Genomic DNA, 23,963 nt, shown 5'->3' on the forward strand with positions numbered 1-23,963 from the left:
ACCGGCCAATCACGGGTGCCAGAGGACTCGCATGACGAAAGCGGACATCATCGAGGGGGTCTACGAGAAGGTCGGCTTCTCCAAGAAGGAGTCGGCGGAGATCGTCGAGCTCGTCTTCGACACCGTGAAGGAGACGTTGGAGCGCGGGGACAAGATCAAGATCTCCGGGTTCGGAAACTTCCAGGTGCGCCAGAAGAAGGCGCGCGTGGGCCGCAACCCGCAGACGGGCAAGGAGATCGAGATCAGCGCCCGCCGGGTCCTGACCTTCCGGCCGAGCCAGGTGTTGAAGAGTGCCCTGAACGGCGAGGCACCCCCGGAAAACCACGCGGAGATCGACGCGCAGGAAGAGGCGGCGGCGGACGCGGCGGAAGCCCGGGGCGAGGACTTCGACGAGGGAATGGAAGAGGGCGACGAGTAGGTTTTTTTCACCGGTGCCCGTCACCTCGCGCTTGACCCAAGAAAGCGGCGAGGGCATAAGGCAGCACCGTTTCACGACGGCGGTTCTCGGGGCGTAGCGCAGCCTGGTAGCGCACTTGCTTGGGGTGCAAGTGGTCGCAGGTTCAAATCCTGTCGCCCCGACCAAAATGAAGGCCCTGGAGTTTCCGGTGCAAGCCGGTGACTCCAGGGCCTTCACCTTTTGGGCTCCTGGACTCCAGCAGCAAACTAGCAGCAAGCGGAGAGGGTTGGGTCTCAGCAGCATGCAGCGCCTCAGTGAGAAGCCCGGAACTGCGGGCCCGAACGCGAGCGGGTTGGGGCCCTTGCGCATGTCCTCCACGTCGAGGTGGCCGTAGATCTTCGAGGTGATGGCCGGGTCCGAGTGGCGGAGGATGCGCTGCACGGTGGCCAGCGGGACGCCCGCCTTGAGCAGCAGAGTGGCGGTCGTGTGCCGCAGGTCATGGAGGCGCAGCGGGCGAGGGAGCGCCCGGGGCCAGAGCTTCATGCCGCAGCGGGGGCAGGGGCTCAAGTGCTGCGTGACTCTTCTTCACCGCGTAGCCGCAGCCATTGCGCCGGCAGACGTGGTTGTCGCCCTCCACCAGCCCCGCGCGTCCCAGGGCCCGGCGCAGCACCTTGTGCAACGCGGAGTCCGGCGGGCGCTGTGAGCCGTCCTCGGCGGGAAAGAGCAGCTCCGAGGTGGAGGTGGTCATGGCCTCGCGCAGGAAGGGCACCAGTCCCTCGGCGATGGGAAGAAAGTCCGCGTGGCCGCCCTTCGTCGTGTCGCTCGCGTGCGACTGGGCCACCACACGGAATTGGCGGGATTGAGGCCGGTGAAGAGCCCGCGCCGCAGCGCGAGCTCGAAAATGCGGTGGAGGAGGGCGCGCAGGTGGTTGAGGGACTCGGGAGACAGCTCTCCGGTCTTCGCGTTGAGCAGCACCTCCAGGCGCGACGGCGTGACGTCCTTGAGAGGCAGAGGTCCCAGTTCATCGCGCAGGTGCTTCTCACCGAAGCCGATGATGGTGGAGCGGAGCCGACTGCCCACCTTGGTCTTCCACGCGTCCAGGGCCTCCCCGAAAGTGGCCTGCTTGCGGTGCTCGGGCAGGGGCTCCAGGCCGCGCCGCTGACGGTCGGCCTGAACCTCCAGGTCGTGCAGAAGGGACCTCGCCTCGGTCTTCGTCGTGGCCTGGGTGGCGGTGTCTCGCCACCGGCCGTGGCCGTCCTTGAAGCGGACGTACCACTTGTCATTCTTCTTGTAGATGGAGCCCATTGGGTAGTTTCTCTTACGTACAACCTGTAAGGTCCAGCTACTTATTGCTGGAGGAGAAGGGCACCACCTTCCGGTTGCTGGCGCCCTCGCCCTTGATGAACGCCCGGATGGCTGCTGGCTCGAAGCGCAGCAGTCCGCCAATCTTCACGCACGGGAGCCGGCCTGTCTGCGCCTGCAAGTACACCCAAGAGCGAGAGGCCTTGAAGAAGCGCTTCACGTCGTCGACGTCCCACATCCCTTCATTGGTCACGGGTTCCTCTTCTTTCCCTTGCTCGGAAATCTTCATGAAATCCTCCTTCCTCTTGGGGAACTACGGCTTCAGCACGAGGCCCACTCAAACCGTGCTCCCGTTGGCGCCAGCGCGGATGGCGTTGAATCCCCTCTCGCGCAGGTGGTTGTTGAAGGCCTTCATTGAGAGAGGTGGCTCACCGGCTGCTTGGCAGAACTGCCGGTATCGCTCGTAGACGGCTTGCACAGCCACTCGTCCATTCGAGACTCGCTCGCAGCAATGCATGAGGAATCCACCGAGCGGATCCATCTCCTCCCGATACGCCAGGGTTGCTTCACGTACTTCTGTTGGTTCCCCGAGCCCCTCTCGTTGCCACTGCAGACATCCCCGCACTGCCCACGCCAGGATGCCGGGCAGTTCCGCTCTCAGGCGATTTTCCAGCGTCTTGTCCCGCCTCTCTTCGGGGATGCGCTTGTTGAAGGGGATGAGCTTGACGCGCCGCCAGATGCCTTCGTCGCTGCCCTGGATTCGGGGCTTGTAGTTGGTCGCCAGGAAGATCGTGAAGTTGGGGACAAATTTTAAGTGCTCCTTGTAGAGGTAGCACACGGCCACTGCGTTTCCTCCTGTCAGCGACTTCGCCACGACCTCGGCCAGCCGTTTGTCTCCGTCTGTCTCCACGGCCATGACGAAGCGGGCTCCGCGTAGCCGGGCGATGTCATTGGTGGGGCTCTTCGCGTCTCGCACCATCAAGGTGCTCGCGGGTGCCACCATGGCGTAGTCGCCCAACATCGAGCGCAGGACGTTGAGGAAGGTGCTCTTTCCATTGGCGCCATCTCCATAGAGAAGGAAGAGCACCTGCTCCACGGTGAGCCCCGTCGGTGTGTAGCCGATGGCACGCTGGACGTAGCGGATGAGGCTCTCACTTCCCTCTAAGAGGGTGTTGTCGAACCTCGGCGCGGTGAGCACCGTGAGGAGATGGAGAAGAGCTACTCATCGGACCTCACGGACGCGCAGTGGCGGCTGGTTGAGCCGTTGCTGGAGGACTTCTACCGACGAGGCGGTCGGCCGCCTCTACACCCACGTCGGCGCATTCTCGATGCCCTCTTGTACGTCACGCGTGGAGCCATCTCCTGGAGGATGTTGCCGCACGACTTTCCGCCGTGGGACACGGTGTACAGCTGCTTCCGACGCTGGCATGACGCCGGGCTCATGGAGCGCATCCACGCGGCCTTGCGCGCGGAAACACGCCACCGGTCAGGACGCGACGCCTATCCCAGTGCTGGCGTACTGGACAGTCAGACCGTGAAGACGACGGAAAAGGGGGGCCCGTCGGGTATGACGGTGGCAAGAAGGTGAAGGGCCGTAAGCGTCACCTGTTGGTGGATACCGAAGGCCTCGTTCACGCGCTGCTCGTCCATCCAGCGAATGTCCAGGACAGGGACGGTGCGCAGTTGCTTCTGGGCGGCAAATCCAAGGAAGACTTCCCGCGTATGCGGAAGCTTTCGGTGGACTCGGGCTATGCGGGCCAAGCCAAGTGCTGGCTAGAGGAGAAGTTCGGCTGGGAGGTGGCCGTCGTCCGTCGCCCCAACGAGGGGCGGCAGCGTTGGTACGGCCTGCCTCCTGAAATTGAGCGGCCACCGCTTCCTCGTGGCCTCATGGTGGTGAGGCGCCGCTGGGTCGTGGAACGTACCTTCGGCTGGCTCAACCTCTTTCGCCGCCTCAGCAAAGACTACGAGCAGAAGACCGCCTCCAGCGAGGCCTTCATCTGGCTGGCCATGACGACGCTCCTGCTGCGCCGACTCGCTCCTGCTTGAGGGTTCGACAACACCCTCTAAACGTTGCCAGGCCAAGAGCCTACCCGACGCATTGTTTCGTACGGGTGCCCCGTGTCCTTCCCCTCGACCATCACTGCCCCTGGCGCGAAGAAGCCGAGGAGTTCAAAGAGCGGCTGACCTCGCTGGAGGGGAAGATGGCGGCGCTGGAGCGCCACGTCTTCAGCAAGAGGGCGGAGCGCCTTCCGACGATGGCAGCCGAGCTGCGCGCGGATGCGGCGGGCGCGCAGTCGAAGGCCGAGCGGGACGAGGCGGCGCTGAGGATGCGGCGCGAGCGAGCGGCCCGCAAGGCCGAGGAGTGCCAGACACGCGAGGTGTAGTACCGGGTGGCTGCCGAGGAGCCTAGTACGTCGGCACAGAGGATTTGACCGGTTGGTATAGGCCCCGCCTATCGCAGGATGGGTAGGGCCTCCGGCCGCACAAGCAGTTCAATGCTCCGAGCCTGGCCAGCGCTGCGCCGGATGAGGCCCAGGCGTTCAAGCTCCAGCACCATGCGATGCACCGTGGGCGGGCTGGTACCGAAAAAGCGCTGCATGTCGGCTTCGGCCGGCGCACGCCGGTGGATACGCGAGTAGGCGTAGATGAAGGCCAGGTATTGGCCCTGCAGTTCGGTGAAGCGTGGTGGTTCGGAGGGAATCGACACGCGGTGCCCGTGGGTAGTCCGTCTCCATTCTTTGCTGGAGCGCAAGATTCCCATGACTGTACGCCACCGGGTGACACTCACCCCCGAGGAGAAGCAGGAGCTGAAGGCATTGGTGTCTGGTGGCACCGGGCGCGTGCGCCACCTCAAGCGTGCCCAGGTGCTGCTGGCCGCACATGCCCAACGCACCGACGAGGACATCGCGAGAAGCGTCCAGGTGGGCCTCTCCACCGTCTTCCGGGTGAAGCGCCGTTTCGTGGAAGGAGGCGTCACGCACGCGCTCCACGAGAAACAGCGCGCGGGGGCGGAGCGCAAGCTGAGTGGCAAGGAGGAAGCCTTGCTGGTGGCCACCGCGTGCTCGGGGCCGCCAGCAGGACGGGCACGCTGGACGCTTCAGTTGCTCGCCGACGAGATGGTGCGGCTGACCGAGCACGAGGGCCTCTCGCGCGAGACGGTGCGCCGACGCCTGGAGGAGAATGAGCTGAAGCCCTGGCAGAAGCGCATGTGGTGCATCCCCAAGGTGGATGCTGAGTACGTGGCGCGCATGGAGGACGTGCTGGAGTTGTATGCGGCACCCGCCGACAAGGCGCACCCGGTGGTGTGCTTCGACGAGACGCCGGTCCAACTCATCGGCGAGGTGCGCACGCCGGTGCCCGCGGCCCCGGGACGGCCCCGCCGCTACGACTACGAATACCAGCGCAACGGCACGGCCAACCTCTTCGTGCACCTGGACGTGCACGCTGGCCGACGCCACGTGGACGTCACGCCCAGCCGCACCTCGAGGGATTTTGCCCGCCAGATGCGGGACCTCGTCGACGAGCACTACCCGGACGCGGAGCGGGTGCGGGTGGTGCTCGACAACCTCTCCACCCACAGCGCCGCCGCCCTCTATGAGACGTTTCCGCCCCAGGAGGCGCGCCGACTCCTGCGCAAACTGGAATTTCACTATGTGCCCAAACACGCCAGCTGGCTGAACATGGTGGAGATTGAAATCAGCATCCTCACGCGCCAGTGCTTGGGTCGGCGACTGGGCGATGTGAAGACACTCAAGCACGAGGTGGCGCGATGGCAGCGCCAGCGCAATCTCGCGCGCGCCCGCATCCGCTGGCGCTTCAGCGTCGACTCCGCCCGACAGAAGCTGGGTAAGTCCTACCCGCTGACGGCGCAGGCGGCGGCATCCAAGGCCGCCGCCTGAACCATTCAAAACCTCTGTGCCGACGTACTAGCTGCCCGGCCTGCGGCAGCGAGGACTTGAAGGCGCTGGGCAAGGAGCGCACCACCGAGGTGTACGAGTACCTCCCGGCCCGCTTCGAGCGCCAGGTGCACGTGCAGGAAGTCCTTGCGTGCAAGTGCGGTGGGGGCGTGGTGGACAAGGGCGAGTACGGCCCCGGCTTCCTGACGCACGTGGTGGTTTCCAAGTGTGCCGACGCCATGCACTTGCACCGGCTGGCCCAGCGGATGGAGAGGAGCGGCGTGCCCATGAGCCGCAGCACCTTGACGGACCTCTTCCACCTGGCCGCCTCGGTGCTGCTGCCGTTGTCCACGCACCTCTTGCAATGCATTGCGTCCGCCGAGGTGGTATGGGCAGACGAGACGCCGCTGCGGGTGCTGGACGTGAAAAAGACGCGTCTGGGTTACCTCTGGACCTTCCTCACCCAGAATGAGCGAGGCGAGTGGCTCATCGGCTACCGCTTCAGCATGGGCCGAGCCAGCAGGACGCCGAAAGAGGTGCTGGGCGGCACTCAGGGCGCGCTCGTGGTGGACGCGTACACGGGCTACAACGCGGTCACGCTGCTCTCGGGGCGAGTGCGCGTCGGATGCTGGGCGCATTGCCGGCGCCGCTTCTTCGACGCCCTGGCCACCGCGCCTGAAGCCCGCGAGGCGATGGACCTCATCCTGGCGCTCTACCGAGTGGAGGCCGGAGCGGGTGAGGCCGGCGTGGTGCGCACCGAGGCACACCGCCAGCTGCGTCAGGACCACAGTCGCCCCGTCCTTGAGCAGCTGCGTGCCTGGCTGGAGGACCAAGCGCCGCGCCACCCGCCCAAAGGGGCCACCGGGGCAGGCCATCTCCTACGCGCTGAAGCAGTGGGAAGCGCTGAGCCGTTTCCTCTCGGATGAGCGCCTGCCGCTGGACAACCGCAGCGAGGCCGCCCTGAGAAAGGCGGCCCTGGGCAGAAAGAACTTTCTCTTTGTCGGCCACGAGGCCGCGGGTGAGAACCTCGAGGGACTCTACGCACTGGTGGCCACCTGCGAGGCCAACGGCATCAATCCCGAGGAGTACCTGGCCGACGTGCTGCTACGTGTGCAGACGCACCCCAACTCGGTATCGGTGAGTTGCTTCCTCCGAGTAGAAGCGCCTGTGTGCCGCAGACTCATCCTGAGCACCGTTGCTCCGGCCGCTCTCGTCAGCTGCGCACGCCCGAGCTCGCGACCACCGCTGAGCACGGTCTCCGTCCATTTTCAAGCGGTCCGGCACGGCGTCCGCCGGACGGATACCGTGATGGCGACGCGGGGACGCAACCACCTCCACCGGAAGAAAGGCGGTCCACGGCGGACCTTTCACCTCGGAGGGCCGAGCCGAGCTGCGCTGGGGCTTCTTGTAGAGCCGATACTGGACGGCGTGCAAAGACAGGCCGTGCCGGGCCACAAACTCCTTCTGCGGCAGGCCGTTCATGAACCGGGCTGATGGACAACTCGGTGACCGCGGAGGCTGACACCGCGGTCGCGCAGAACTTGGCTCCACCCCTCCCGTGTACCGATGCGTTCGGGCGAGGCGTATAGCTCGTACCGTTCTTCTTGCGCCGTCAGCCGAGCGAATTTCTCGCGATAAGGATAATTCGCAGCAACGAATTCTTCTTTCCGGTGGAGGAGCGGGGGGTTCTTCGAATTACTGAAGTTGCGTATCTCGACGCGGAACGTCTGGAACGCTACGAACAGTGATGAGTGCAGGCGGGGATGGGGATCGGAATCGAAATCTGGATAGGCGAGGTACGAAACTCGCGGATTGTGGCGATGTAGCTTGATGATGTTTGCCCCCTCCACTGCGCCAATAAAAGCCCGTGCACACCCCTCGTAAATTCTGAGTACAGGTGGCAATCCGGAGAGAGCTGACTCATGAACGTACAGAGCAGAAGGAGTCAATTTGCCAACCTTCGACTCGTGAAAGAGTCGGTCGATGCTTGGCATGTGGCCGGCAGAAAGCAGAAGAGCATCTGCCAGTTCGCAGGCTGCTTTATACGAGGTAAAGAATGCCCGCATGTCCAATTGGAGCGAAGGAGGAAGCTCGGTGAGCCGAGGCCTGCGGCTGAACCTGGAGAGCGCTAGGTAAATGAGCAGATCCTCTGTGCGCTGCTGCTGTACGTGCTCCCAGTGCGCTCCATCGACTACAGCGCTGGCTACCCGGAATGCGCGCTGGATTGAACCGAATACGTCACACAGCGCTTTGGCCCCATCATCCAACTCCTTGGGCTGCGGTAAGCGGCCATGACGTTCAAGAAAGTCGAGTAGTGGTTGAAGGATTTCCTTGTTGCGCTCGAAGAGTTCGTCACACTTGCGAATTCGAGGTGCAGACCCAGTCCGGCGATATCGGGAGGCCAGGAAGCCCTGCCGAGTAGCCTCATCACGGAAGACGTAGAAGACGCCTGGTCCAGCGGGGACACTAGGTACACCTAGAGTGCTCTCGATCCATCGGCGAAGTTCATCCTGGTGATAAAGCTTTTGGAAGGTCCCCAAGCGGGTTACGAATCCATCTCGGTGACATCCGCTGAGATCTTGATGTGCTTCTATCTCAAGGCGGGCAGCTACAATGAGCACTCTCTGCGCCAGAGCCCAGGCTGAGCGTAGGACATCGGCGCGCTCGTCAGCATCTTCAATGACGTTTACGACATAGCCGAGATTAACGACGTCGGCTGATGCGCGAATGCCCTCAGGGCGATGGGCTGGGTCCCATCCATCACATTCAAAGCCACGCTCACGAAGCCGCTTCACGTCGCCACCACGGCCACACCCGTAGTCGAAGACGCGGCCGCTCAGCGTGATAAGTCCGTCGTTCAGCGCCAAGCGTACCGGGCGGGACAGGTCTGTCCGCGAAAGCGCCGTCTTGTGCCTGGCGAATCCTGGTGCTGCTTCATTCACGACGCAAGCCCAGGAATACGCCGATAGAGATTCTCTACCTCGCGTATCTCTTTGGCAGCGAAGAGGTAGTTGATGCCCCGATGAAGATGCAATCGGAACTGCTCCGCAAGTACCTCGTCAGAGAGTTCCAATCCCTCTTTCATGCACCTGATTTGCAGGAGCGCTTCGTATACCTCGGCGTGCGTGCCCCCAAACGTCTTCCAGGTCATCTCAACCGAACTGTCCGCCGGAATTCTCATGGCAGCGGGAGGGGTGGGCTCGGCCAATGAAGTACAGAACGCCCACCGGCAAAGGACGTTCCAGTTCATGATCCCCGTCGTGCGCTTGAGCTTGATGAGGTGCTCTTTCGCCTCCTGGGAAAGCGTGATGTGCTCCAAGAACATGTAAGCCTCCTTCCCTACCAGAAGTATCCGCGCTCTACCCGCGAGGAGCGCTCGCGCTCGTTGTATGTGATGCGGTAGATCCGCTCACTGCCTACCGCACCCTTGAGACGCTCCAATCCAGATTCGTCTATCTCTTCGTCCGTCGAGAGCAGCAGTACTTGGTGACTGGCGGCCGGGAAGTAACGATCCACAAGATTTCGACGATGTACCGAGTCCAAGCGCCCCAATGGAGTGTCAATGACCACGGGCAATGGGCGCCCAGCGGCCCTTGCCAATCCCCAGATAATGGAAACGGCCAGAAGCTGGCGCTCCCCGGCAGAGAGCCGATCCGGCGAGAGGAGCTGGCCATTCACTCCGTACAGTGACATCCGGTAGGTTGATGGATCGATGGCAAGCCGCGATACCAGGGACTCCTTGCGGAGCAGGTGCTGGAATCCCTCTAGGATGAGCTGCTCGATACGACGGATGTGTCGCTCGACCACGCGGAGGCGGAATTGTTCCAGCACGCTTCGTACTCCCTGTGCGTGGTGGACGATTCGGTCGGCCTCCTCATGACGGAAGCTCTCCTCAACGTCTTTCTCCAACAGCCGTGCGAATGCTTCCCACTTACGCGAACACTCTTGCTGGAGGCTATGCACCTCCTCCATGGCCACTTGCAAGGCCGCTTCCGCCTTGGCGAATTCCTTACGGGCCTTGTCGAGCTTACGGGCCACGCTGCTGACAGCCTCTTCGTCTGGCACCATCGAGAGTTGCCGCTCGAATTGCGTCAGCTCACCATCAAGGGCCTGCACCTCTTTCAGCAACAACGCGGCCCTGGTCTGGGCTTCAGCAAGTAGGGAAGTCCGCAGTGCCGTCACATCCTGGCTAGCCTCGATCGAGAGCCGAATACTGTCGTCTGAGGTTCTGGCCGGCTGACGGCTCTCGCGATCCTGAAGCAGAAATCGTTTCAGATGCTCCAAGGACTTTGGAGGAATGCCGGTCTGCTTGGCCACTTCCAATAGCTTCTCATCACGCTCAGATAGAACGGTGAGGAGAGTTTGCTGTAGCTGCGTGTCCAGGCGAGAGGACCGGGCAGCTAGGTCATCAACCAAGTCGCGCACCAGAAGCAGTGGCGCCGAATCTGCGGCAAGCGCCCGAAGGCTCTCACGGGTGTACGCTAATTTTTCCTCAACAGTCTTCTTCCGAGCTTCGAGTTGGGTCCGCTTTTCGAAGAGTTCGCCCCCTGCTTTACGGAACTCCTCTTCCAACTCGTGGACACGCTTGCGATGGCGATCCACCTCGTTGTTCTTGGACGCGTGCTCCTCGATTGCGCGAACTCGCTTTGCGTCGAGTCGTTCTGCCTCCTTCCTGCTCGCTTCTAGTGCTTCCTGTTCTTCCTTGGAGCGCTGCTTCTCCTTTTGACGGCGCTCGACAACCTTCAGATCTGTTTGAGCCTGGTCTACCAAGTCTAACCCGAGCAGCGATTGAAGGGCGCTGGCTAGAACTTCTGCAGATTTCTCAAGATCTGCAAGTGATTCAATCTTCTCACCATCAAAGAAGAAGAACTGTGCTAGACGCGAGGGGATGAAGTCCTCGACTAGCTCTGCCCAGTGCTCAGTAGTTACCTCATCTACTTTTCCATCGAGATAAACTTCAACTTGCTCACCAACATGTCGCCTTTTCAGAGCCCACGAACGACGGATGCGGTAGATGCGCTCTCGTCCATCTTGACGGTGACGAAACCTCAATTCAACGGCAGCCCCATCTTCTGGGGCGACGTCGCGGTGGATGCATCGGCTGAGGAAATCTTCGTAAGATAGGTCTCGACGGTTGGAGCAATCCGCAAGCTTGCCATAGAGGACAAGCTTGAGTGCATCCAGCATCGTGGTCTTTCCACTGCCATTCAAGCCGCCGAAGAGAACAATAGGCCTGTTGGGTGAGGTGGGTGTGAGCTGGATGTGCTCAGGACCTCGGTAAATGCCAAAGTTATGGAGAATAAGCTCATCGAGAATCATTGGGCGACCTGAGTCTTCTTGGACTTGGAGGGTAGCAGCGTAAGCTGGCGGGGCTCGGACTCTTTAGGGGCGGCCCTGTCCTGCGCTGGCTTCCGTTTGGCCTCTGTGGAATCTCGCAATTCCTGGAGCTTCTCTCGCGCCTCTTGCCGTGCAACGGCGTACCTTGTTGCATCGTCCTCGTCTGTGAAGAAGCCCTTTTTGATGGCGCCTTCAATTGCCTCATAGAGGCCAGAGCGTCGGGCCATGGAACGGTGGCGACGCTCGATGTCGAGGAGCTCTCGAGCCATCTCGAAACGCAGGCGATCTCCCCCGCAAGCCTCGCGTAGTAACGCCATGTCCTCAGCGCTGAAGACGAGGTTGTCGTCCAGTCGTGCTCCCGGATACTGAGAGCCTGTGGCCTCAGCGTAGATTCGCGGGAGGTTGTCCTCCAACTCATGCTTCTCGACCACCCAGATGCGTCGAATCTGCTCCAGTTCGGGAAGGGTGATCAGCTCGATGTTGCGAACATGCTCCGGACCATGGGTTCGTACCCACTGCTGGGCTTCCAGAACACTGCGCAGCCAGTTCTCGCGAGCCTCTTGCGTGTAGGGGCCGGGAATGGGCTTGTTGTGGAAGAGCTGAACGAAGCCGCCCATGCGGCGGAAGTCGCGTTTGCTCTTGTCATCCTCGTCCAGCTTGTTTCGCAGCTCGAGGAGAGGGAGCATCCACTCTTTCTCCTCATCATTCTGGATCATTGCCTGCATGGACTTGTCCTTGTCCACGAGCGTGCAGACCCAGCACCCGAACCGACTGTCGCCACAGCTAGGCGTGGATGAATCCACCACGAGAGGGCACTCGCCGTCAGCTGAGGCGCCCTGGTACATGGTCAGGAGGTCTTTGTTTTTGTAACCCCATGGGTTGGGGTACTGCATGAGGAACATCCATACGTCATCATTCGTCCAGTCCTCAACGGGGCTGTAGACGAGCGAGTTGGGCAGGCTGGCGTTGGGGCTGAGCCGGTCGCGCACGCGCCGACGCTCAAGGCGCTCCATGGAACGAGCGCGGGCTGCACTCTCCGCTTTGCGCGTGCCCAGAACGAGGATGGCCTCGCCGCTCTTACGGACTACGTTGCTGATGAACGCGTTGGAGGGCTTGATCTTCAACCGTTCGGTGCACCATCGGAACTTGGGGCGCGGAGCGGGGTACCCCTTGCCGATGAGGTTGACCCAAAAGGTGTTCTCTACCTCTGGCGTAAGGCGGTGGGGCACGATCGGCATGGACGACGCATCCGCGTGCTCCTTCATGACCTGCAGAGATCGTGTCACCCACGCCGCAACGACCGGGTTTTCTACCAGCGTGTCCGTGCTGATGACATGGACCGTTTTCGTCCTTTGTTCGACGGGCAGTTCAGCGAGTGCCATCCACACGAGCTGGAGTGAGGCTGTGGAATCCTTGCCTCCGCTGTAGCCCACCACCCAGGGAACATGGTCGGCCAGGTACAGGTCGCGGATCTCCTGCAAGAGCGCCTGAACCGTCTGCTTCATTCCGAGGGTATCGAAGGCAGAAGGGCGCTTGCTCTCAGGTCGCTGCATGCTCTCCTCGGAGGTAGGCGTCCTCAACACGCTGCTCCTCCGGTGTAAGGGGGAGGCCAAGGTGCGCCTTGATCAAGTTGGTGGTGAGAGTAACGTGTGTGGAAGCCTTGGAAACGCGACCGCCGACGAGGGCTCGCCCTTCCCAGAGCTTCGCATTGGCGCGCGACCAGTCCAGCCGGGAAATCTTCGCGAGGGTCTTGCGCCAGCTCTGAGGCTGCTCGCGTACCAGGGCATTGCCGGCGCGACCTATGGCCTGGAGCACGACTCCATGCGTGTGCAGCAGGTCGCGCCGGATTTCCGCGGCACTGACCTTCTGCGCCCAAACATTCTGCCACTCAGGGAACTGGCACGCGGTCTCCTGCCAGAAACTGGCGGCGAGTTCGTTCCGTTCGGCCAGGGTTCGGTCCTCCGTGCGCGAGAGAAGGGCGCGCGTGGCCGCGTACAAGGCACTAAGGGTGAAAAGCTTGCGCGAACGGGCGGACAAGGTGCTGCGCTCCATCTCCGTTAGATCGCGGAAGAGGGGAATCTTGAGGACGGACTGTTTGACGACCTGGGATGAATCGTCGCGGTGGTCGTACAGTACCCCGAGCGAAGTGGAGGGGCGGATGGCATGCCGGTTGAGGTCCGCGAACATCTGTTGGCATCGTTCCAGGCCTACGTCCAGAAAGAAGACGACGGCGATGGTTTCGTCCGCCAACTCGGGATTCTCTCGGATGGCGGCCTCGATGGCGGCGCGGCGATGCTGCCCGTCGTTGATGACGAAGCGGGCGTCCATGGGGACATGGAGGCTACCGAGACTACGAGCCTCTCCCTCTTCGCCGAAGGGGACGAAGCGCACGTCGCCGTCGATAGAAGCTGTGAGGGCGGAGAAGGTGTAGGAAGCCTTATTGTTTAGAATGTAGCGACTTATCTCTGGGATACGTCCCTTATTGAGGACGCGCTGTGCGCGCAGTTCTGGGACCAGCTCCTCCTCGTTGAAGAGGAAGATCCGTGGGATGAGCCGCAGCGGGCACATGGAGATATAGAACTCGTGCTGGGCTTGAACCCCCCGAATGGCCGGAAAGACGTAGCCGAAGTTCGGGGCGGCTGGTGCTGGGCTTCCTGAGCGGGAGCTCGACTTGGGTATGGAGGACTGGACCCGACGCATAAGGTAGGGCCTGAAGTAATTGGATGACGGCTGTTTGTCAAGTCGGATGCAAACAGAAGTCTAAGGGACACGCGCCCGAAGTCAACGGAGCTTGAGGAGAATGACCGCTTACCTGGACTGTAACGCTACGACGCCAATGGAGCCCGTCGTGCGGGACCTAGTCATGCACTACATGGATGAGGAGTACGGCAACGCAGGGAGCCGAACCCACGACTTCGGGGCTCGAGCGCAGCAGGCGGTACAGCGCGCGCGGGAGCAGGTGGCATCGGTGGTCGGAGTCAAGCGTGATGAGGTGGTCTTCACGAGTGGGGCGACTGAGAGCAACAACCTCGCCCTCCTAGGGCTAGCCCCTTTCGGGGAGCGCACCGGCCGGCGCCATATTGTAAGTACTGCAATTGAGCACAAGGCTGTGCTGGAGCCATTGGAGCGCTTGAAAGAGCGGGGATTCGAGGTGACGCTGGTGCCTCCGACTCATGGCGGATGGGTTGACCCAGAGGCTGTGCATGCTGCGCTGCGTCCGGACACGTTGCTTGTATCGGTGATGCAAGCGAATAATGAGACAGGCGTAATACAGCCGCTGGAAGCCATAAGTCGCCTGCTAGCAGTGCACCCGGCGTATCTGCACGTGGATGCAGCTCAGGGATTTGGTAAGGAAATAGATTCCCTGCGAAATTCCCGGATCGACCTGATGAGTATCAGCGGGCACAAGATCTATGGGCCCAAGGGGGTGGGGGCCCTCATCACTCGGCGCCGAGGCTTTGAAAAGGTTCCGCTGGCGCCGTTGATGGCAGGCGGTAGCCAGGAGAGAGGGCTGCGGCCAGGCACGTTACCAGTCCCCTTGATTGCTGGATTAGGGTTGGCGGCGGAGCTGGCACTCAGTCATCGAGAGAGTCGCAGGAAGAGAGTATTGCAGTTGCGCGAACAGGCCCTGGCAGCACTGATGCCGCTCGGTGCCCGATTGCATGGTGATCCAGCGTGCATGCTGCCCCACGTGTTAAATCTGTCTTTCCCTGGACGTGATTCGGAAGCACTTATGCTGGCGTGGAAGGGGGTGGCTGCTGTGTCCAATGGTGCAGCATGTACTTCGCAGTCATACACTCTTAGTCATGTGCTTCAGGCGATGGGGGTGCCAGATCAGCAACTGCGTGAGTCTGTGCGCATCTCATGGTGCCACCTTTCTACGAATGCGGATTGGGAGCGAATGGCAACACTGGTGCGCGGATTGATGTAGAGGCTCGATACCAGTCCCAGGGGGGCGCGCGTGCGTCGGCGCGGGGCAGGCAGAGGGGCAGTGGCCGTTCGGCACAACAGCAAGTGCTGAAGTTAGGCTCCGGGTAGTTCGGGGGCGCAGTTGGTTGCGGCGTTCCCTCCCCCCGTGGTTCTTGGCCCCGGTACATGGTGTGCTCGGAGCACAGGTAAACCCTCGTCGGGCAGCTGGGCGTAGACTTCCGCGGGCGCGGCAGCCACGAACCTGGGTTTACGCAGCACCACGAACACTCTGACCCGCTGCTCCGGGGGACAGTGACCGAGGCTGGCTTCCTCTGCGCACCGGCCCTGCTTGGACTGGGTGGCCCTGCGGTAGAGTACGGCGCGAAGGCCGGCCCAGCGCTTGGCACATCGGCGCCACGCTCAGCTCGTACGGCTTCCAGTGCCACGGCTAGCAAGGCCCCTTGTAAGGGCTAGGTAGGGGAGGAACAGCGCCCGGCGAAGGTTCGCTTGCTTGGAGCACCGGGGTGACAGCCGAGCATTCAAGGTGGTATGGAACGCGGCCTATGGAGGCTAGCCCTCGCCTTCGCGATTTGCAGCTTGACCGCTCATACACCTCGGGTGAGCGCGGCTTCGTCTCTACTTTCTTACGTCCGTGCCTTGCATGTGCGACAAGGTACTATCGAGGGGTCGCCTTCTTCTCGACCTCCTCGTGGCGATCCGTCCGTCCTGAGCTTGATGCATTTCTCCATCGGGGGGGAGATCTTCGAATGGTCGTCGCCCCTGTACTGACCCGAAGGGACTACGGGTTCCTCAAGGACGTGAGCATGGCGACACATGCGCCACCACTTGAGGTCGCGGATCCTCTACGGCACCTGCTAGCATCCGCGCTTCTGAGCAAACACTTCCGCCTGAAGTTCGCCCGTCCCGTGGAGCCACTGGGGCCGGGGCTCTATCACGAGAAGGTCGGACTCTTCTTTGACCACTCCGGGGACTTCGTGGCGTTTTCCGGCTCCCTCAACGATACCTATGCGGCACAGTATAAAAATTTCGAGCGGATTCACGTTTTCTGCAGCTGGAAGGCGGAGGACCAACAGCAAGCACTAGAGCTACATGCTCACCTAGAAGCGCTATGGGAGGGCGACGTGGCTGGCCTCGAGGTACGCGATTACGCATCCTCATTGGAGTGGTGCACAACCTTCCTGGATAATCCTCCACCGCCCGAGACCAATGATGTCGAGGAAGCCATGTCCCGAGGTGGCGACGAGTTCCCTACCGACAATCGCTCGCGTCAACCGAGCGTGCCCGAAAACTTGAAGCTGCATCGCCACCAGACTGCCGCGATTGCGGCGTGGACTTCTGCGCAATTTCGAGGCGTCCTGGAGATGGCAACGGGGAGTGGGAAGACGATTACGGCGCTTACGGCGAGTGTCCTCCTCGCACGGCGCCTGAAGCAACTCTTGGTCGTCGTTGTCTGTCCGTACACTCACCTCGTCGACCAATGGGTCCGCGAGGCGCAGGCCTTCGGTTTCCACCCCATCAAGTGCTACGGCTCTCGGCGCTCATGGCAAGGCTCCTTGGCTCGCGCCATTGGGCTGTTAAGCTCCGGCACTCAGACGGTGGTTCTGGCCATCACGACCATGGCCACTTTCTCCGAGGACTCCTTCCTCACCGCCATAGCACCCGCTGGGACGCGCATGCTGATTGGCGACGAAGTGCATGGAATGGGAGCCTCCTCCCAGCTCTCCGCTTTGCAAAGGGCGGGTGAATTCAGATACCGCCTGGGGCTCTCCGCCACTCCGGAACGTTGGTTCGATCCTCATGGCACGGAAGCAATCCTGGAGTTCTTCGGAACGGTCGTCTTCCGTTACACCCTCGGCGATGCGCTCTCGGAGGGGAGCCTCGTACCTTATGACTACTTTCCCGAACTGGTCGAACTCACCCCCAGCGAGGCGCAGCGGTACCAGGAAATTACAAGAAAGTTAGGCCCCTTCATCTCCAAAACTGGGCAATTGGGTGAGAGCAGCGATGCGGCGCTGACAGCTCTCCTGACAAGGCGGGCGCGTCTACTCGCTTCCGCGAGTAACAAGCACCGACGATTGCAAGAGCTTCTCGGCGAGAGCCTCGCCTCCGGAGCGCCCGTTAGCCGCACCCTCATTTATTGCGGCGACGGCACCGTCGAGACAGATCGAGACGACCCCAATCCAGACGAGCAGCGCCAAGTCGAAGTTGTCGCCGACCTCTTGGCTCAGCGCCTGCATATCACGTGCGGAATCTACGTTGCCGAGACGAAGCTGGAGGAACGTTTGCGCCTCCAGACTCAGCTTGTGACAGGGAGAATCCAGGCCATAGTCGCTATCCGGTGCCTTGACGAAGGAGTCGACATCCCCCCTGTGCGTACCGCCTACATTCTTGCAAGTAGCCGAAACCCACGGCAGTTCATCCAGCGGCGCGGGCGCCTGCTTCGCCGAGATGATACCTCGCAGAAAACGCATGCGACGATTTACGACTTCGTGGTGGTGCCGCCAAACGGTGGCACCGATATGGCCTGGAAGACGGAGCGGGACCTCCTCCGCGGAGAGCTCAAGAGAATTGTCGAGTTCTCAAGCCTCGCTCGCAATGAGGGGGTCTCGCTGAAAAGGCTGCGCCCGCTGCGTGAACAGTACAATTTGATCGGATTCTCAGGGGATACTTGATGGTGAAAAAACAACAGGAGGCGCTGCTCAATACCTTGTCCAGTGAAGAGCGCAAGCTTTTCGTGTGGGTCCGCGAACACGAACGTCGTGGCGACTGGCACGAACTGAAGAAGGGTGCAGGAAAGCCCTCTCCCCGGCTCCGCATCGTCGATCATGTCCGTGAACTCATCTCAGACGAAACTAGCAGGGGACAAGGCTAATGGAACTGGTCTCGATTGAGTTCAGTAACTTTCGGCAATTCGAAGCATTTGATGGCGAGCCCCAACGGATAGACTTCGCTTTGTCTGGCCCAAGGAACGTTACCGCGATTTACGGTACCAACGGAGCTGGCAAGTCTGGAGTGCTCAACGCCTTCACATGGGTGCTTTTTGGCAAGACGACGAAGGCGCTCAAGCACCCTTGGAACTTGGTGAACAAGCGAGCCCTGAAGGCATCTCAACCGGGAACACTGGTTCGTGCGACTGTCCGCCTTCAGTTCAAGGCGCGAGTCGCTGGGCAATCCGTTCTACATGTCATCGAGCGCTCTTGTGAGGAGGTGGCACCAGGCAACCCTCCCACAGATCCTGACCGCGCCCAGGCGCCAGCCGGAAAGGCGATTTTGACTTATAGCCGTCCCGGGGTTGGAACAATGATGCTCGAAGACCCGGGAGAGATTAGTGCCTACATTGAGCAAATCATCCCCGAAGACTTGTTCCAATACTTCTTCATCGACGGTGAGCGCATCGCAAATCTGACGAAGCCGGAGAACGAAGATGATGTCCGCCACGCTGTCGAAGTATTCGTCGGGCTGCAAGAGCTTCAATCCGGCGCCAAGCACCTCCGCGAAGCGGCGGATATCTTTGACCGAGAAGTGCGAGACCACGAGAAGCACAATGAGAAGCTCAAGGACCTCCTTGCCAAGAAGGAAGCCATCGAAGGCAAGATGGGAAGGTTGGGCGCCAACATCGAGGAGCAGAAACAGACTGCCGAGGAACTCGAACGAGAGATTCGCACCATCACCGAAAACCTTGAGCGCAACAAGGAGACGCGCATCGTTGAGGAGGAGCGAAAGAATCTTCAGGTTCAGATCGACGTTGCGGAGGAGAAGCTCCAACGCACCGAAGCCGAGCTGTTTCGCGAGGTCATGCAGCGTGGCTGGGGCGCGTTCGGACTCGATGCTACTCGCCTCTTCTTGGAGACTAGCATTGACCTGCGGAGGAAGGGGGAGCTGCCGTACAAGATCCGCCGCCCATTCATCCAAGAGCTGCTAGATAGACTAGAATGTATCTGCGGAAGGAGCCTTGACCTCGACACCTGTGAAGCCACCAAACGCCCAGAAATCGAGGAAGCTAAAAAGATTCTGCTAGCCGAGCTTGAAAAGCCCGATCTCTCTTCGGTTCAAACACAGCTGTTTGGCGCGACCGCTGCAGCGACTGAGGTTTCGCGGGAGCGTGTAGAGCTTCAGGCGGTGATCTCTGCAAAGAATAACGCCATCAGTGACTTCGACCTACGGTTGGATAACCTCCGGGACGCCCTGGCGAAGAAGGCACAAGTCCTCCGGGAGACGGAGGATGCAAAAGAGCTCGTTCAGAGGCGAGACGAGTTGACTGGTAAACTCACAAGTCTAAACCAGTTGATTGGCATTAATAAGGCCGAGATTGAGCGTGCGAAGGAGGAACTCACCGGAATCCTAAATGATCTTGATGGGCTGGACGTGACGAACGAGGCCGCCGCTACCGCGAAGAAGCGAGCCAGCGTCTGTCGCAAGGTCGCCGGTGTCATGGCTGATTATCTTGAACTGGAGAAGCAGGTTGTAAGGGCAGAGCTGGAAGAACGAATCCGAGAAATTTTTCAACGCTATTCCATCACGGGATACATTCCTCGAGTCAGCGATGGCTATGCTTTGTCGTTGGTAGAGCGCATCGGGCAGCACGAGATCGTAGTGTCTGATTCTACGGGCGAGGGGCAGACGCTGAGCCTGGCATTCATTACGGGCGTGGCTGAGGCAGCTACCAAGCGGCGAGAGGACGCGGTCTTCTCCATCGTGATTGATAGCCAGTTTGGCTCACTGGACCGCAACTATCACCGCAGGATCGGTAGCACCTTGCCGGCATGCGTCGGGCAAGTCGTCCTGATTCAGACCAAGACCCAGTGGAGCGAGGAGATGCGGGCGGCCCTGCGAAATCGTATCGGCGCCGAATTCGTCCTCACGCGGCGCGTAACGCGCGGGGATCTGGCGGGAGGTCTGCCTGCTGAGGAAGGGAAGGAGTTGGAGGTTGACGAGACAATCGACGTCCAAACTGGAAAGCTTCCCTACGTCGAACTTTCAAACACCGACTCCACCTTCATCAGAGTGGCCAAGTAGAGAGGACAGTCCCGATGGCCGACGTTGGAATTCGCCGCCCCCTGGAGTTTGAGCAGGTTTTTCAGAATCTTAAGAAGTTTGGTATTGCGGAGCGCTTTACCGAAGTGGTTGTGCTGGCTGCGTACGCTGGGTTCCATTCGGACCGTACTGCCGATGGTCCGTTTGAACATCCCGTTGAGTGGCAGTACTTCACACCAGACGAGAGGCATCGCCTCTATGTGCTCGCAATCGCTCATACGGTGCGTAAAGAGGGTAAGGCGATACCCGATATCATAGGGGAACAAAACCTGCCTCAGATGTTCAAGGTTTTGGAGCGGTACGTGCACGGAGGGCTGCTTGAAATGCGGGACAAGGGTGTTTTTCAGACGCCCGCTCCGGAAGGCTATGGTCACGGGTTGGCGGTATTTACGCTCGAAGCGTTGAGGGGAATCGAGAAGAGTGAGGAAATTAGAGTCGAGGACCTGCTGCGCGACCTCGAAGCCTATCGCTAATGTTACCGCGCACGCTTTTTGCTCTGCGGCGCTCAGTCAGCGTCTGGTAGCCGATACGTGGAAAGGGTGCTGACCATCGTCCGCCCCCTCAAGCAGCAGGGCTGGGACGTTCTGGACGTCCTCACCGAGGTAGTTAAAGCCCAGCTACTTGGTCTGCCTCCTCCCTCCCTGCTACCCATTCCTGTCTCGGATTCGGCCTCCCGGTTTGCCCCTAGGTGCTGAAGAGGCGGCACCATCGGGATCAGGGAATTCCAGGGGACCACTCCAAGATCACGCGCTTCGTGGAGACCATCAACATACTACTCGTCCGGCATCTCTTGGAGCACCGTCTCGATGTCCTCCGCGGCCGCCGGAGTCTCCGGCGATGTTGCGAGGCTTTCGGTTTCAACCGGCGTCGGCAACTCAGACTTGCCGCCCTTCGCCCCTTTGCTCTTCGTTACAGCGACCTCCGCGACCCTGCGGGCGTCGTCGGCTTTCAGCGCGAACCAATGGGATAGGACCTCCGAGAGATCCTTTAGGACCTTCTTGCGTGCACGGTCCGCGATCTCCTCCTTTGTGGCGTCGGTGTCCGCTCCGCGTTCGATCTTCTCTTGCTCCGAGACGAGGAACTGAGCGTAATGCGCGCGCGCCTCCTCGATCATCTCGTCCAACGACGCGAGTTCGACGTGCTTCCCGAGCTCCTCACGAGCCTCATCGAGCGACAAGAGTTGCAGCCAGAAGTATCGGAAGTAGGTGGCGAACGGGGTATCGAGTCTTGGGAGGCGGTTGAGCGGCTTCTCAATCACGGACCTGGGTGCGAGTATGAGGTGTCGTGACTCGGCCTTGGTCCGCGGCGAGACGAGCGCGGCGTTCCACGCCTGAACGAGGGCCTTCGCGACGTCAATGGACGTCGCCCCCGGCTTCCTTGCCCGATGGTACACACCTGCGAATCCAAGAATCGCCCCGAGCTGGCAGGCGTTGGTGTTGACTGTCCGGTAAAAAGTCGCGAGGTTCTTCAGCTGCGCCGAGTTCGTCTCGTCTTCGGTGTCCGGCAGCTCCTTCTTGAGCCCCAGGTACTCTTTGGCGCGGAGCCGATCGAAGGGCTTAATCTTCTCGCGGATGATCTCCCACACACGGACGATGTCCGTCTTAGGGGGTTCAGCCATCATTCTAGTGGCGCGGGCTTCGGCGCACTTTGATTCCCATGCTTGGTAGCTGTCCGAGATCGTCCAATAAAGGCCAACGCCCTCGAACAGAGCGTCGCGCGCCAAGCGCGACATCGCGTCGTCAGTGAGCCATGTATCGCGCAGAATAGTAAGGGCGCGGCTGTGTGCTGCGTATGGGCCAAGCCCGCCGAGAACTGTAAGGATAGCTTCGCCCCAGCGCTCCATGAACCGATCGACGAGAGGCTGGACCTGGGTGCTTGGAAAGACGCGGTTGCCGAGGTCATGGCGATCGATCGTGCGGTCGCTATCGTGGATAGTTTCTTGGAACAGGTCATCAGTCCCGAGCTGGGCGCGCATATACCCGTCGGCGGCCTTCTGATTAGGACGCCCTCCCACGCTCAAAGAACTTCCCATCGAGCGGACGACCTCCTCGGGGCCAAACACGCATCGCTGGACCGCATACTTGAGCAGGAAGAGATTCGAGAGCACCGTCCACTTGACCGACTTGGCGGCTTCCTTGTCGAGTTCGGGATTATCGTACTCGACAGCGTAGAGCGGTAGCGGTGGCGAGGGCTGTCGGAGCCTGTTGAGAAGGCTCCTTGTGAAGATGTTGAGGAGTTCGGTGTCACTAAGCAGCGTGAGGCGCGACTCGCTCGGAGCCCGAGCTTCCTTGTTTACGTCGACAAATAGCTTCCTAGCAGCCTTGTGGGGGTCCTTACCTGGTCCGCTCAGGTCAGGGAACCAACAGACTGTGACTGGAACCTCAATCGTGTCGAGCTTGAAATTGTCGCTTTGCTTGAGCAGATCGTTGACGCGTGCCTCGTAGAAGTGGCGGTACCTGCCTCCCCCGGACTGCTCCCAAGTCCCGTTTACGGTCCGGTCCACTGCGAGGAGCGCCATCGCGCGGTGCTGCCCGTCGATCACGACGAGTTTCGCGTGCTCCTCGTTCCAGTGGAGCCGCCCGAGTCGGATGCGATGGACCGCGCCACTCGGCTCGACGAGTCGCTGCACACGGTATGCAGTCCCGAACCGCACCTCGTGGAAGTCCACGTCAAGCTCCGGATCTTTGATTTTACCGTCAAAATCGACTGCCGGGAAGTTGTCGACTGGTGCGTTGGCAGCCCCGAACGGGAGCAACACGGCCATGATCGGAGGAAAGAACGAGGGGCCAACCTCAACCTTCTGTCGTTCGAGCAAGTAGGGGATAAGCTTTTCGACAACGCGATGATCGTCGAGGTCGCGCTGGAGGAGCTGGTTGAAGTCCAGCTTCTCCACGCTGAGGACCTCGCGGACTGGCCGAAGGTGCCCTGTGAGCCGACGCTCAAGATCTACACCCGATGTTCCGAGCCGCGCCTTCGTCTGGATAAACGACACACGTCCCATCGGAGTCCTGAACTCGCCCCACGTACCTTCAACCTGTTCGCGGTAGCCTACTGTCGTTGCTTTGAACATAAATTCAGCGCTTTCCTAGCAAAGGTTTGTGCCAGCGGTTGAGCAGCCACTCCGCGCTCTCCGCGATGGCCCGTAGGTCGTCGCGCTCAATTTCCTGGAATAGCGAGCCGAGGTTAATTGTCCAGACGACGACGGTGTCCTCGTTGAACCCCATCGCTAGCGCGCGCGAAGCGAAGGTGCTCTTGTCCGATTCGTACAGCTTTTTTCTGTTCTCGGGCTTTTTCGCGACGAGTTCAGCGAGCTTGAAGAGCTGGTCGGTGTGCTGCTTCAGACGGTCCCGCAGATTGGTGGCGACACCGATGTAGATCGGGGACGAGATGAACGGAGTGCAGAACTTGAGCGCGTTGAGCAGAGTGCCCCTGAGATCGGACCTCGCGAGCACGTATTGGAACTTGTCGAACCGCTTCTGGTCATCTTGGTGGGTGTGCCACCTAGGTTCGGAGGAGGCCACTTCGCCAGAAATGATCGCGCGTAGCTGCTCGGTCGTTGCATCTTCTAGGCTTCCCCTCCACGTAGTGGAGAAGGTGCCGCGCCCCTCAAGCTTGACTTGGGGGCTCGTGTACCGGGTCGTGTGCCGCTGGATCAGCGAGCGGCACGTCTTCTCGCCCTCGTCCACGCCAGCCGACATCTGCTGCTCCCAGTCCTTGGGACCGAAGGATAGCTGGCCATACCATGCGTAGAGGCCGACACTGTCGGGTGCGCGGTCGATCGTCTGTGGAGTCAGGATTCCGACGTGCTTAACGAAATCCTCAAGAGGATGGCGGGCGGGCAGAGACATAGCGGCGACAGTTCCGCCCATCAAATGCACGGAGCACGAAGGCGTCAAGGAAACGCAGAACCGCTGCGAGCCGCGGGCTGCCGCAGAAAGCCAATTCCTCCGTCACGTCGCGCACGGTGAGGATCCGCGGGGCCACCGGCTGCACCAAGCTCCGCACCGCCGGGGCACAACGGCCAGTCGGAGCCGTGAGAACAGTGCCAACTGGCACCGCCCTGATCC

General features: G+C 60.9%; 22 protein-coding genes, 1 tRNA gene and 1 pseudogene. 11 read left to right on the forward strand and 13 right to left on the reverse strand.

Translation table 11 applies throughout. From position 1 onward, the window contains the following. The first annotated feature begins 31 nt into the window (after positions 1–31). Both ACX114_RS18835 and ACX114_RS18840 read left to right on the forward strand, forming a co-directional pair. Positions 32–418, forward strand: a complete 387-nt coding sequence (locus ACX114_RS18835; protein WP_014397244.1) for an integration host factor subunit alpha — start codon at positions 32–34, stop codon at positions 416–418. 87 nt (positions 419–505) lie between these two features. After that, positions 506–582, forward strand: a tRNA-Pro gene (locus ACX114_RS18840). A 250-nt stretch (positions 583–832) separates the two neighbouring features. Here ACX114_RS18840 and ACX114_RS18845 read toward each other — a convergent pair. The 5 genes and pseudogenes from ACX114_RS18845 to ACX114_RS18865 all read right to left on the reverse strand — a co-directional run. Next, a pseudogene (locus ACX114_RS18845) lies at positions 833–940 on the reverse strand (hypothetical protein); the annotation flags it as partial. Next, positions 894–1,145, reverse strand: a complete 252-nt coding sequence (locus ACX114_RS18850) for a hypothetical protein (protein WP_459299646.1) — start codon at positions 1,143–1,145, stop codon at positions 894–896. The gene ACX114_RS18850 and the pseudogene ACX114_RS18845, both read right to left, overlap by 47 nt. Continuing rightward, the gene (locus ACX114_RS18855; protein WP_459299648.1) at positions 1,142–1,702 is read right to left on the reverse strand and encodes a hypothetical protein; all 561 of its coding nucleotides are present in this window, start codon (positions 1,700–1,702) and stop codon (positions 1,142–1,144) included. The genes ACX114_RS18850 and ACX114_RS18855 overlap by 4 nt, the downstream gene beginning before the upstream one ends. Positions 1,703–1,739: 37 nt before the next feature. Beyond that, positions 1,740–1,988 carry a helix-turn-helix domain-containing protein gene (locus ACX114_RS18860; protein WP_459299650.1) on the reverse strand — a complete coding sequence of 83 codons (249 nt, stop codon included), beginning with the start codon at positions 1,986–1,988 and terminating at the stop codon, positions 1,740–1,742. A 48-nt stretch (positions 1,989–2,036) separates the two neighbouring features. Next, on the reverse strand, positions 2,037–2,897 hold the full coding sequence (locus tag ACX114_RS18865; RefSeq protein ID WP_459299652.1) for a DNA primase family protein: 861 nt from the start codon (positions 2,895–2,897) through the stop codon (positions 2,037–2,039). Positions 2,898–2,906: 9 nt separating this feature from the next. On the opposite strand from ACX114_RS18865, the gene ACX114_RS18870 reads away from it, so the two are divergent. Further along, a protein-coding gene (locus ACX114_RS18870) for an IS5 family transposase (protein WP_459299654.1) occupies positions 2,907–3,745 on the forward strand; the annotation gives its coding sequence in 2 pieces (ribosomal slippage) (positions 2,907–3,261 and positions 3,261–3,745; 840 coding nt in all). 65 nt (positions 3,746–3,810) lie between these two features. Then, the gene (locus ACX114_RS18875; protein WP_459299656.1) at positions 3,811–4,083 is read left to right on the forward strand and encodes a hypothetical protein; all 273 of its coding nucleotides are present in this window, start codon (positions 3,811–3,813) and stop codon (positions 4,081–4,083) included. A 68-nt stretch (positions 4,084–4,151) separates the two neighbouring features. Here ACX114_RS18875 and ACX114_RS18880 read toward each other — a convergent pair whose 3' ends face one another. Next, the gene (locus ACX114_RS18880; protein ID WP_459287847.1) at positions 4,152–4,406 is read right to left on the reverse strand and encodes a LexA family protein; all 255 of its coding nucleotides are present in this window, start codon (positions 4,404–4,406) and stop codon (positions 4,152–4,154) included. 52 nt (positions 4,407–4,458) lie between these two features. Between ACX114_RS18880 and ACX114_RS18885 the strand changes: the two genes are divergently transcribed. From ACX114_RS18885 to ACX114_RS18895, 3 genes are read left to right on the forward strand one after another with little or no spacing between them, the layout of a single operon-like run. After that, positions 4,459–5,598 carry an IS630 family transposase gene (locus tag ACX114_RS18885; RefSeq protein ID WP_459299658.1) on the forward strand — a complete coding sequence of 380 codons (1,140 nt, stop codon included), beginning with the start codon at positions 4,459–4,461 and terminating at the stop codon, positions 5,596–5,598. A gap of 56 nt (positions 5,599–5,654) precedes the next feature. After that, entirely contained in the window at positions 5,655–6,521 is an 867-nt protein-coding gene (tnpC, locus tag ACX114_RS18890; protein ID WP_459299660.1) for an IS66 family transposase, read from the forward strand. Beyond that, positions 6,409–7,089 (forward strand): IS66 family transposase, encoded by a 681-nt coding sequence (locus tag ACX114_RS18895; protein WP_459299662.1) that lies wholly within the window; start codon positions 6,409–6,411, stop codon positions 7,087–7,089. The genes tnpC and ACX114_RS18895 overlap by 113 nt, the downstream gene beginning before the upstream one ends. Here ACX114_RS18895 and ACX114_RS18900 read toward each other — a convergent pair. Genes ACX114_RS18900 through dndB form a run of 5 tightly spaced genes read right to left on the reverse strand, consistent with a single transcriptional unit; the run spans position 7,074 to position 13,632 of the window. Further along, on the reverse strand, positions 7,074–8,537 hold the full coding sequence (locus ACX114_RS18900; RefSeq protein ID WP_459299664.1) for a DNA phosphorothioation-associated putative methyltransferase: 1,464 nt from the start codon (positions 8,535–8,537) through the stop codon (positions 7,074–7,076). The genes ACX114_RS18895 and ACX114_RS18900 overlap by 16 nt on opposite strands. Then, complete coding sequence (dndE, locus tag ACX114_RS18905; protein WP_459299666.1) at positions 8,534–8,920, reverse strand: DNA sulfur modification protein DndE; 387 nt, start codon at positions 8,918–8,920, stop codon at positions 8,534–8,536. Before dndE ends, ACX114_RS18900 begins: the two co-directional genes overlap by 4 nt. Positions 8,921–8,934: 14 nt before the next feature. After that, positions 8,935–10,914 (reverse strand): DNA sulfur modification protein DndD, encoded by a 1,980-nt coding sequence (dndD, locus tag ACX114_RS18910; protein ID WP_459299668.1) that lies wholly within the window; start codon positions 10,912–10,914, stop codon positions 8,935–8,937. Next, complete coding sequence (gene dndC, locus ACX114_RS18915) at positions 10,911–12,485, reverse strand: DNA phosphorothioation system sulfurtransferase DndC (RefSeq protein WP_459299670.1); 1,575 nt, start codon at positions 12,483–12,485, stop codon at positions 10,911–10,913. Before dndC ends, dndD begins: the two co-directional genes overlap by 4 nt. Next, positions 12,472–13,632 (reverse strand): DNA sulfur modification protein DndB, encoded by a 1,161-nt coding sequence (dndB, locus tag ACX114_RS18920; protein ID WP_459299672.1) that lies wholly within the window; start codon positions 13,630–13,632, stop codon positions 12,472–12,474. Before dndB ends, dndC begins: the two co-directional genes overlap by 14 nt. A gap of 100 nt (positions 13,633–13,732) precedes the next feature. Between dndB and dndA the strand changes: the two genes are divergently transcribed. From dndA to ACX114_RS18940, 4 genes are all read left to right on the forward strand, one after another. Beyond that, the gene (dndA, locus tag ACX114_RS18925; RefSeq protein ID WP_459299674.1) at positions 13,733–14,863 is read left to right on the forward strand and encodes a cysteine desulfurase DndA; all 1,131 of its coding nucleotides are present in this window, start codon (positions 13,733–13,735) and stop codon (positions 14,861–14,863) included. A gap of 745 nt (positions 14,864–15,608) precedes the next feature. Then, complete coding sequence (locus tag ACX114_RS18930; protein WP_459299676.1) at positions 15,609–17,534, forward strand: DEAD/DEAH box helicase family protein; 1,926 nt, start codon at positions 15,609–15,611, stop codon at positions 17,532–17,534. Positions 17,535–17,733: 199 nt separating this feature from the next. Next, positions 17,734–19,878, forward strand: coding sequence for an AAA family ATPase (locus ACX114_RS18935; protein ID WP_459299678.1), 2,145 nt, complete (start codon positions 17,734–17,736; stop codon positions 19,876–19,878). Between the two features lie 14 nt (positions 19,879–19,892). Further along, positions 19,893–20,369 carry a hypothetical protein gene (locus ACX114_RS18940; protein WP_459299680.1) on the forward strand — a complete coding sequence of 159 codons (477 nt, stop codon included), beginning with the start codon at positions 19,893–19,895 and terminating at the stop codon, positions 20,367–20,369. A gap of 299 nt (positions 20,370–20,668) precedes the next feature. Here the strand turns inward: ACX114_RS18940 and ACX114_RS18945 are convergent, their stop codons facing one another. Both ACX114_RS18945 and ACX114_RS18950 read right to left on the reverse strand, forming a co-directional pair. Beyond that, positions 20,669–22,966, reverse strand: a complete 2,298-nt coding sequence (locus tag ACX114_RS18945) for a ParB N-terminal domain-containing protein (RefSeq protein ID WP_459299682.1) — start codon at positions 22,964–22,966, stop codon at positions 20,669–20,671. A gap of 4 nt (positions 22,967–22,970) precedes the next feature. Next, positions 22,971–23,744 carry a hypothetical protein gene (locus tag ACX114_RS18950; protein WP_459299684.1) on the reverse strand — a complete coding sequence of 258 codons (774 nt, stop codon included), beginning with the start codon at positions 23,742–23,744 and terminating at the stop codon, positions 22,971–22,973. Positions 23,745–23,963 lie beyond the last annotated feature (219 nt).

Source organism: Corallococcus sp. M7 (genome assembly GCF_054512695.1).

Bases quoted from the DNA above. Each gene is read 5' to 3' on its own strand.
- ACX114_RS18935 (WP_459299678.1), top strand. From the start codon at position 17,734: ATGGAACTGGTCTCGATTGAGTTCAGTAACTTTCGGCAATTCGAAGCA.
- ACX114_RS18950 (WP_459299684.1), bottom strand. From the start codon at position 23,744: ATGTCTCTGCCCGCCCGCCATCCTCTTGAGGATTTCGTTAAGCACGTC.
- ACX114_RS18930 (WP_459299676.1), top strand. From the start codon at position 15,609: ATGGTCGTCGCCCCTGTACTGACCCGAAGGGACTACGGGTTCCTCAAG.
- dndD (WP_459299668.1), bottom strand. From the start codon at position 10,914: ATGATTCTCGATGAGCTTATTCTCCATAACTTTGGCATTTACCGAGGT.
- ACX114_RS18945 (WP_459299682.1), bottom strand. From the start codon at position 22,966: ATGTTCAAAGCAACGACAGTAGGCTACCGCGAACAGGTTGAAGGTACG.
- ACX114_RS18835 (WP_014397244.1), top strand. From the start codon at position 32: ATGACGAAAGCGGACATCATCGAGGGGGTCTACGAGAAGGTCGGCTTC.
- ACX114_RS18885 (WP_459299658.1), top strand. From the start codon at position 4,459: ATGACTGTACGCCACCGGGTGACACTCACCCCCGAGGAGAAGCAGGAG.
- dndC (WP_459299670.1), bottom strand. From the start codon at position 12,485: ATGCAGCGACCTGAGAGCAAGCGCCCTTCTGCCTTCGATACCCTCGGA.
- ACX114_RS18855 (WP_459299648.1), bottom strand. From the start codon at position 1,702: ATGGGCTCCATCTACAAGAAGAATGACAAGTGGTACGTCCGCTTCAAG.
- ACX114_RS18850 (WP_459299646.1), bottom strand. From the start codon at position 1,145: ATGACCACCTCCACCTCGGAGCTGCTCTTTCCCGCCGAGGACGGCTCA.
- ACX114_RS18940 (WP_459299680.1), top strand. From the start codon at position 19,893: ATGGCCGACGTTGGAATTCGCCGCCCCCTGGAGTTTGAGCAGGTTTTT.
- dndE (WP_459299666.1), bottom strand. From the start codon at position 8,920: ATGTTCTTGGAGCACATCACGCTTTCCCAGGAGGCGAAAGAGCACCTC.
- ACX114_RS18860 (WP_459299650.1), bottom strand. From the start codon at position 1,988: ATGAAGATTTCCGAGCAAGGGAAAGAAGAGGAACCCGTGACCAATGAA.
- dndB (WP_459299672.1), bottom strand. From the start codon at position 13,632: ATGCGTCGGGTCCAGTCCTCCATACCCAAGTCGAGCTCCCGCTCAGGA.
- dndA (WP_459299674.1), top strand. From the start codon at position 13,733: ATGACCGCTTACCTGGACTGTAACGCTACGACGCCAATGGAGCCCGTC.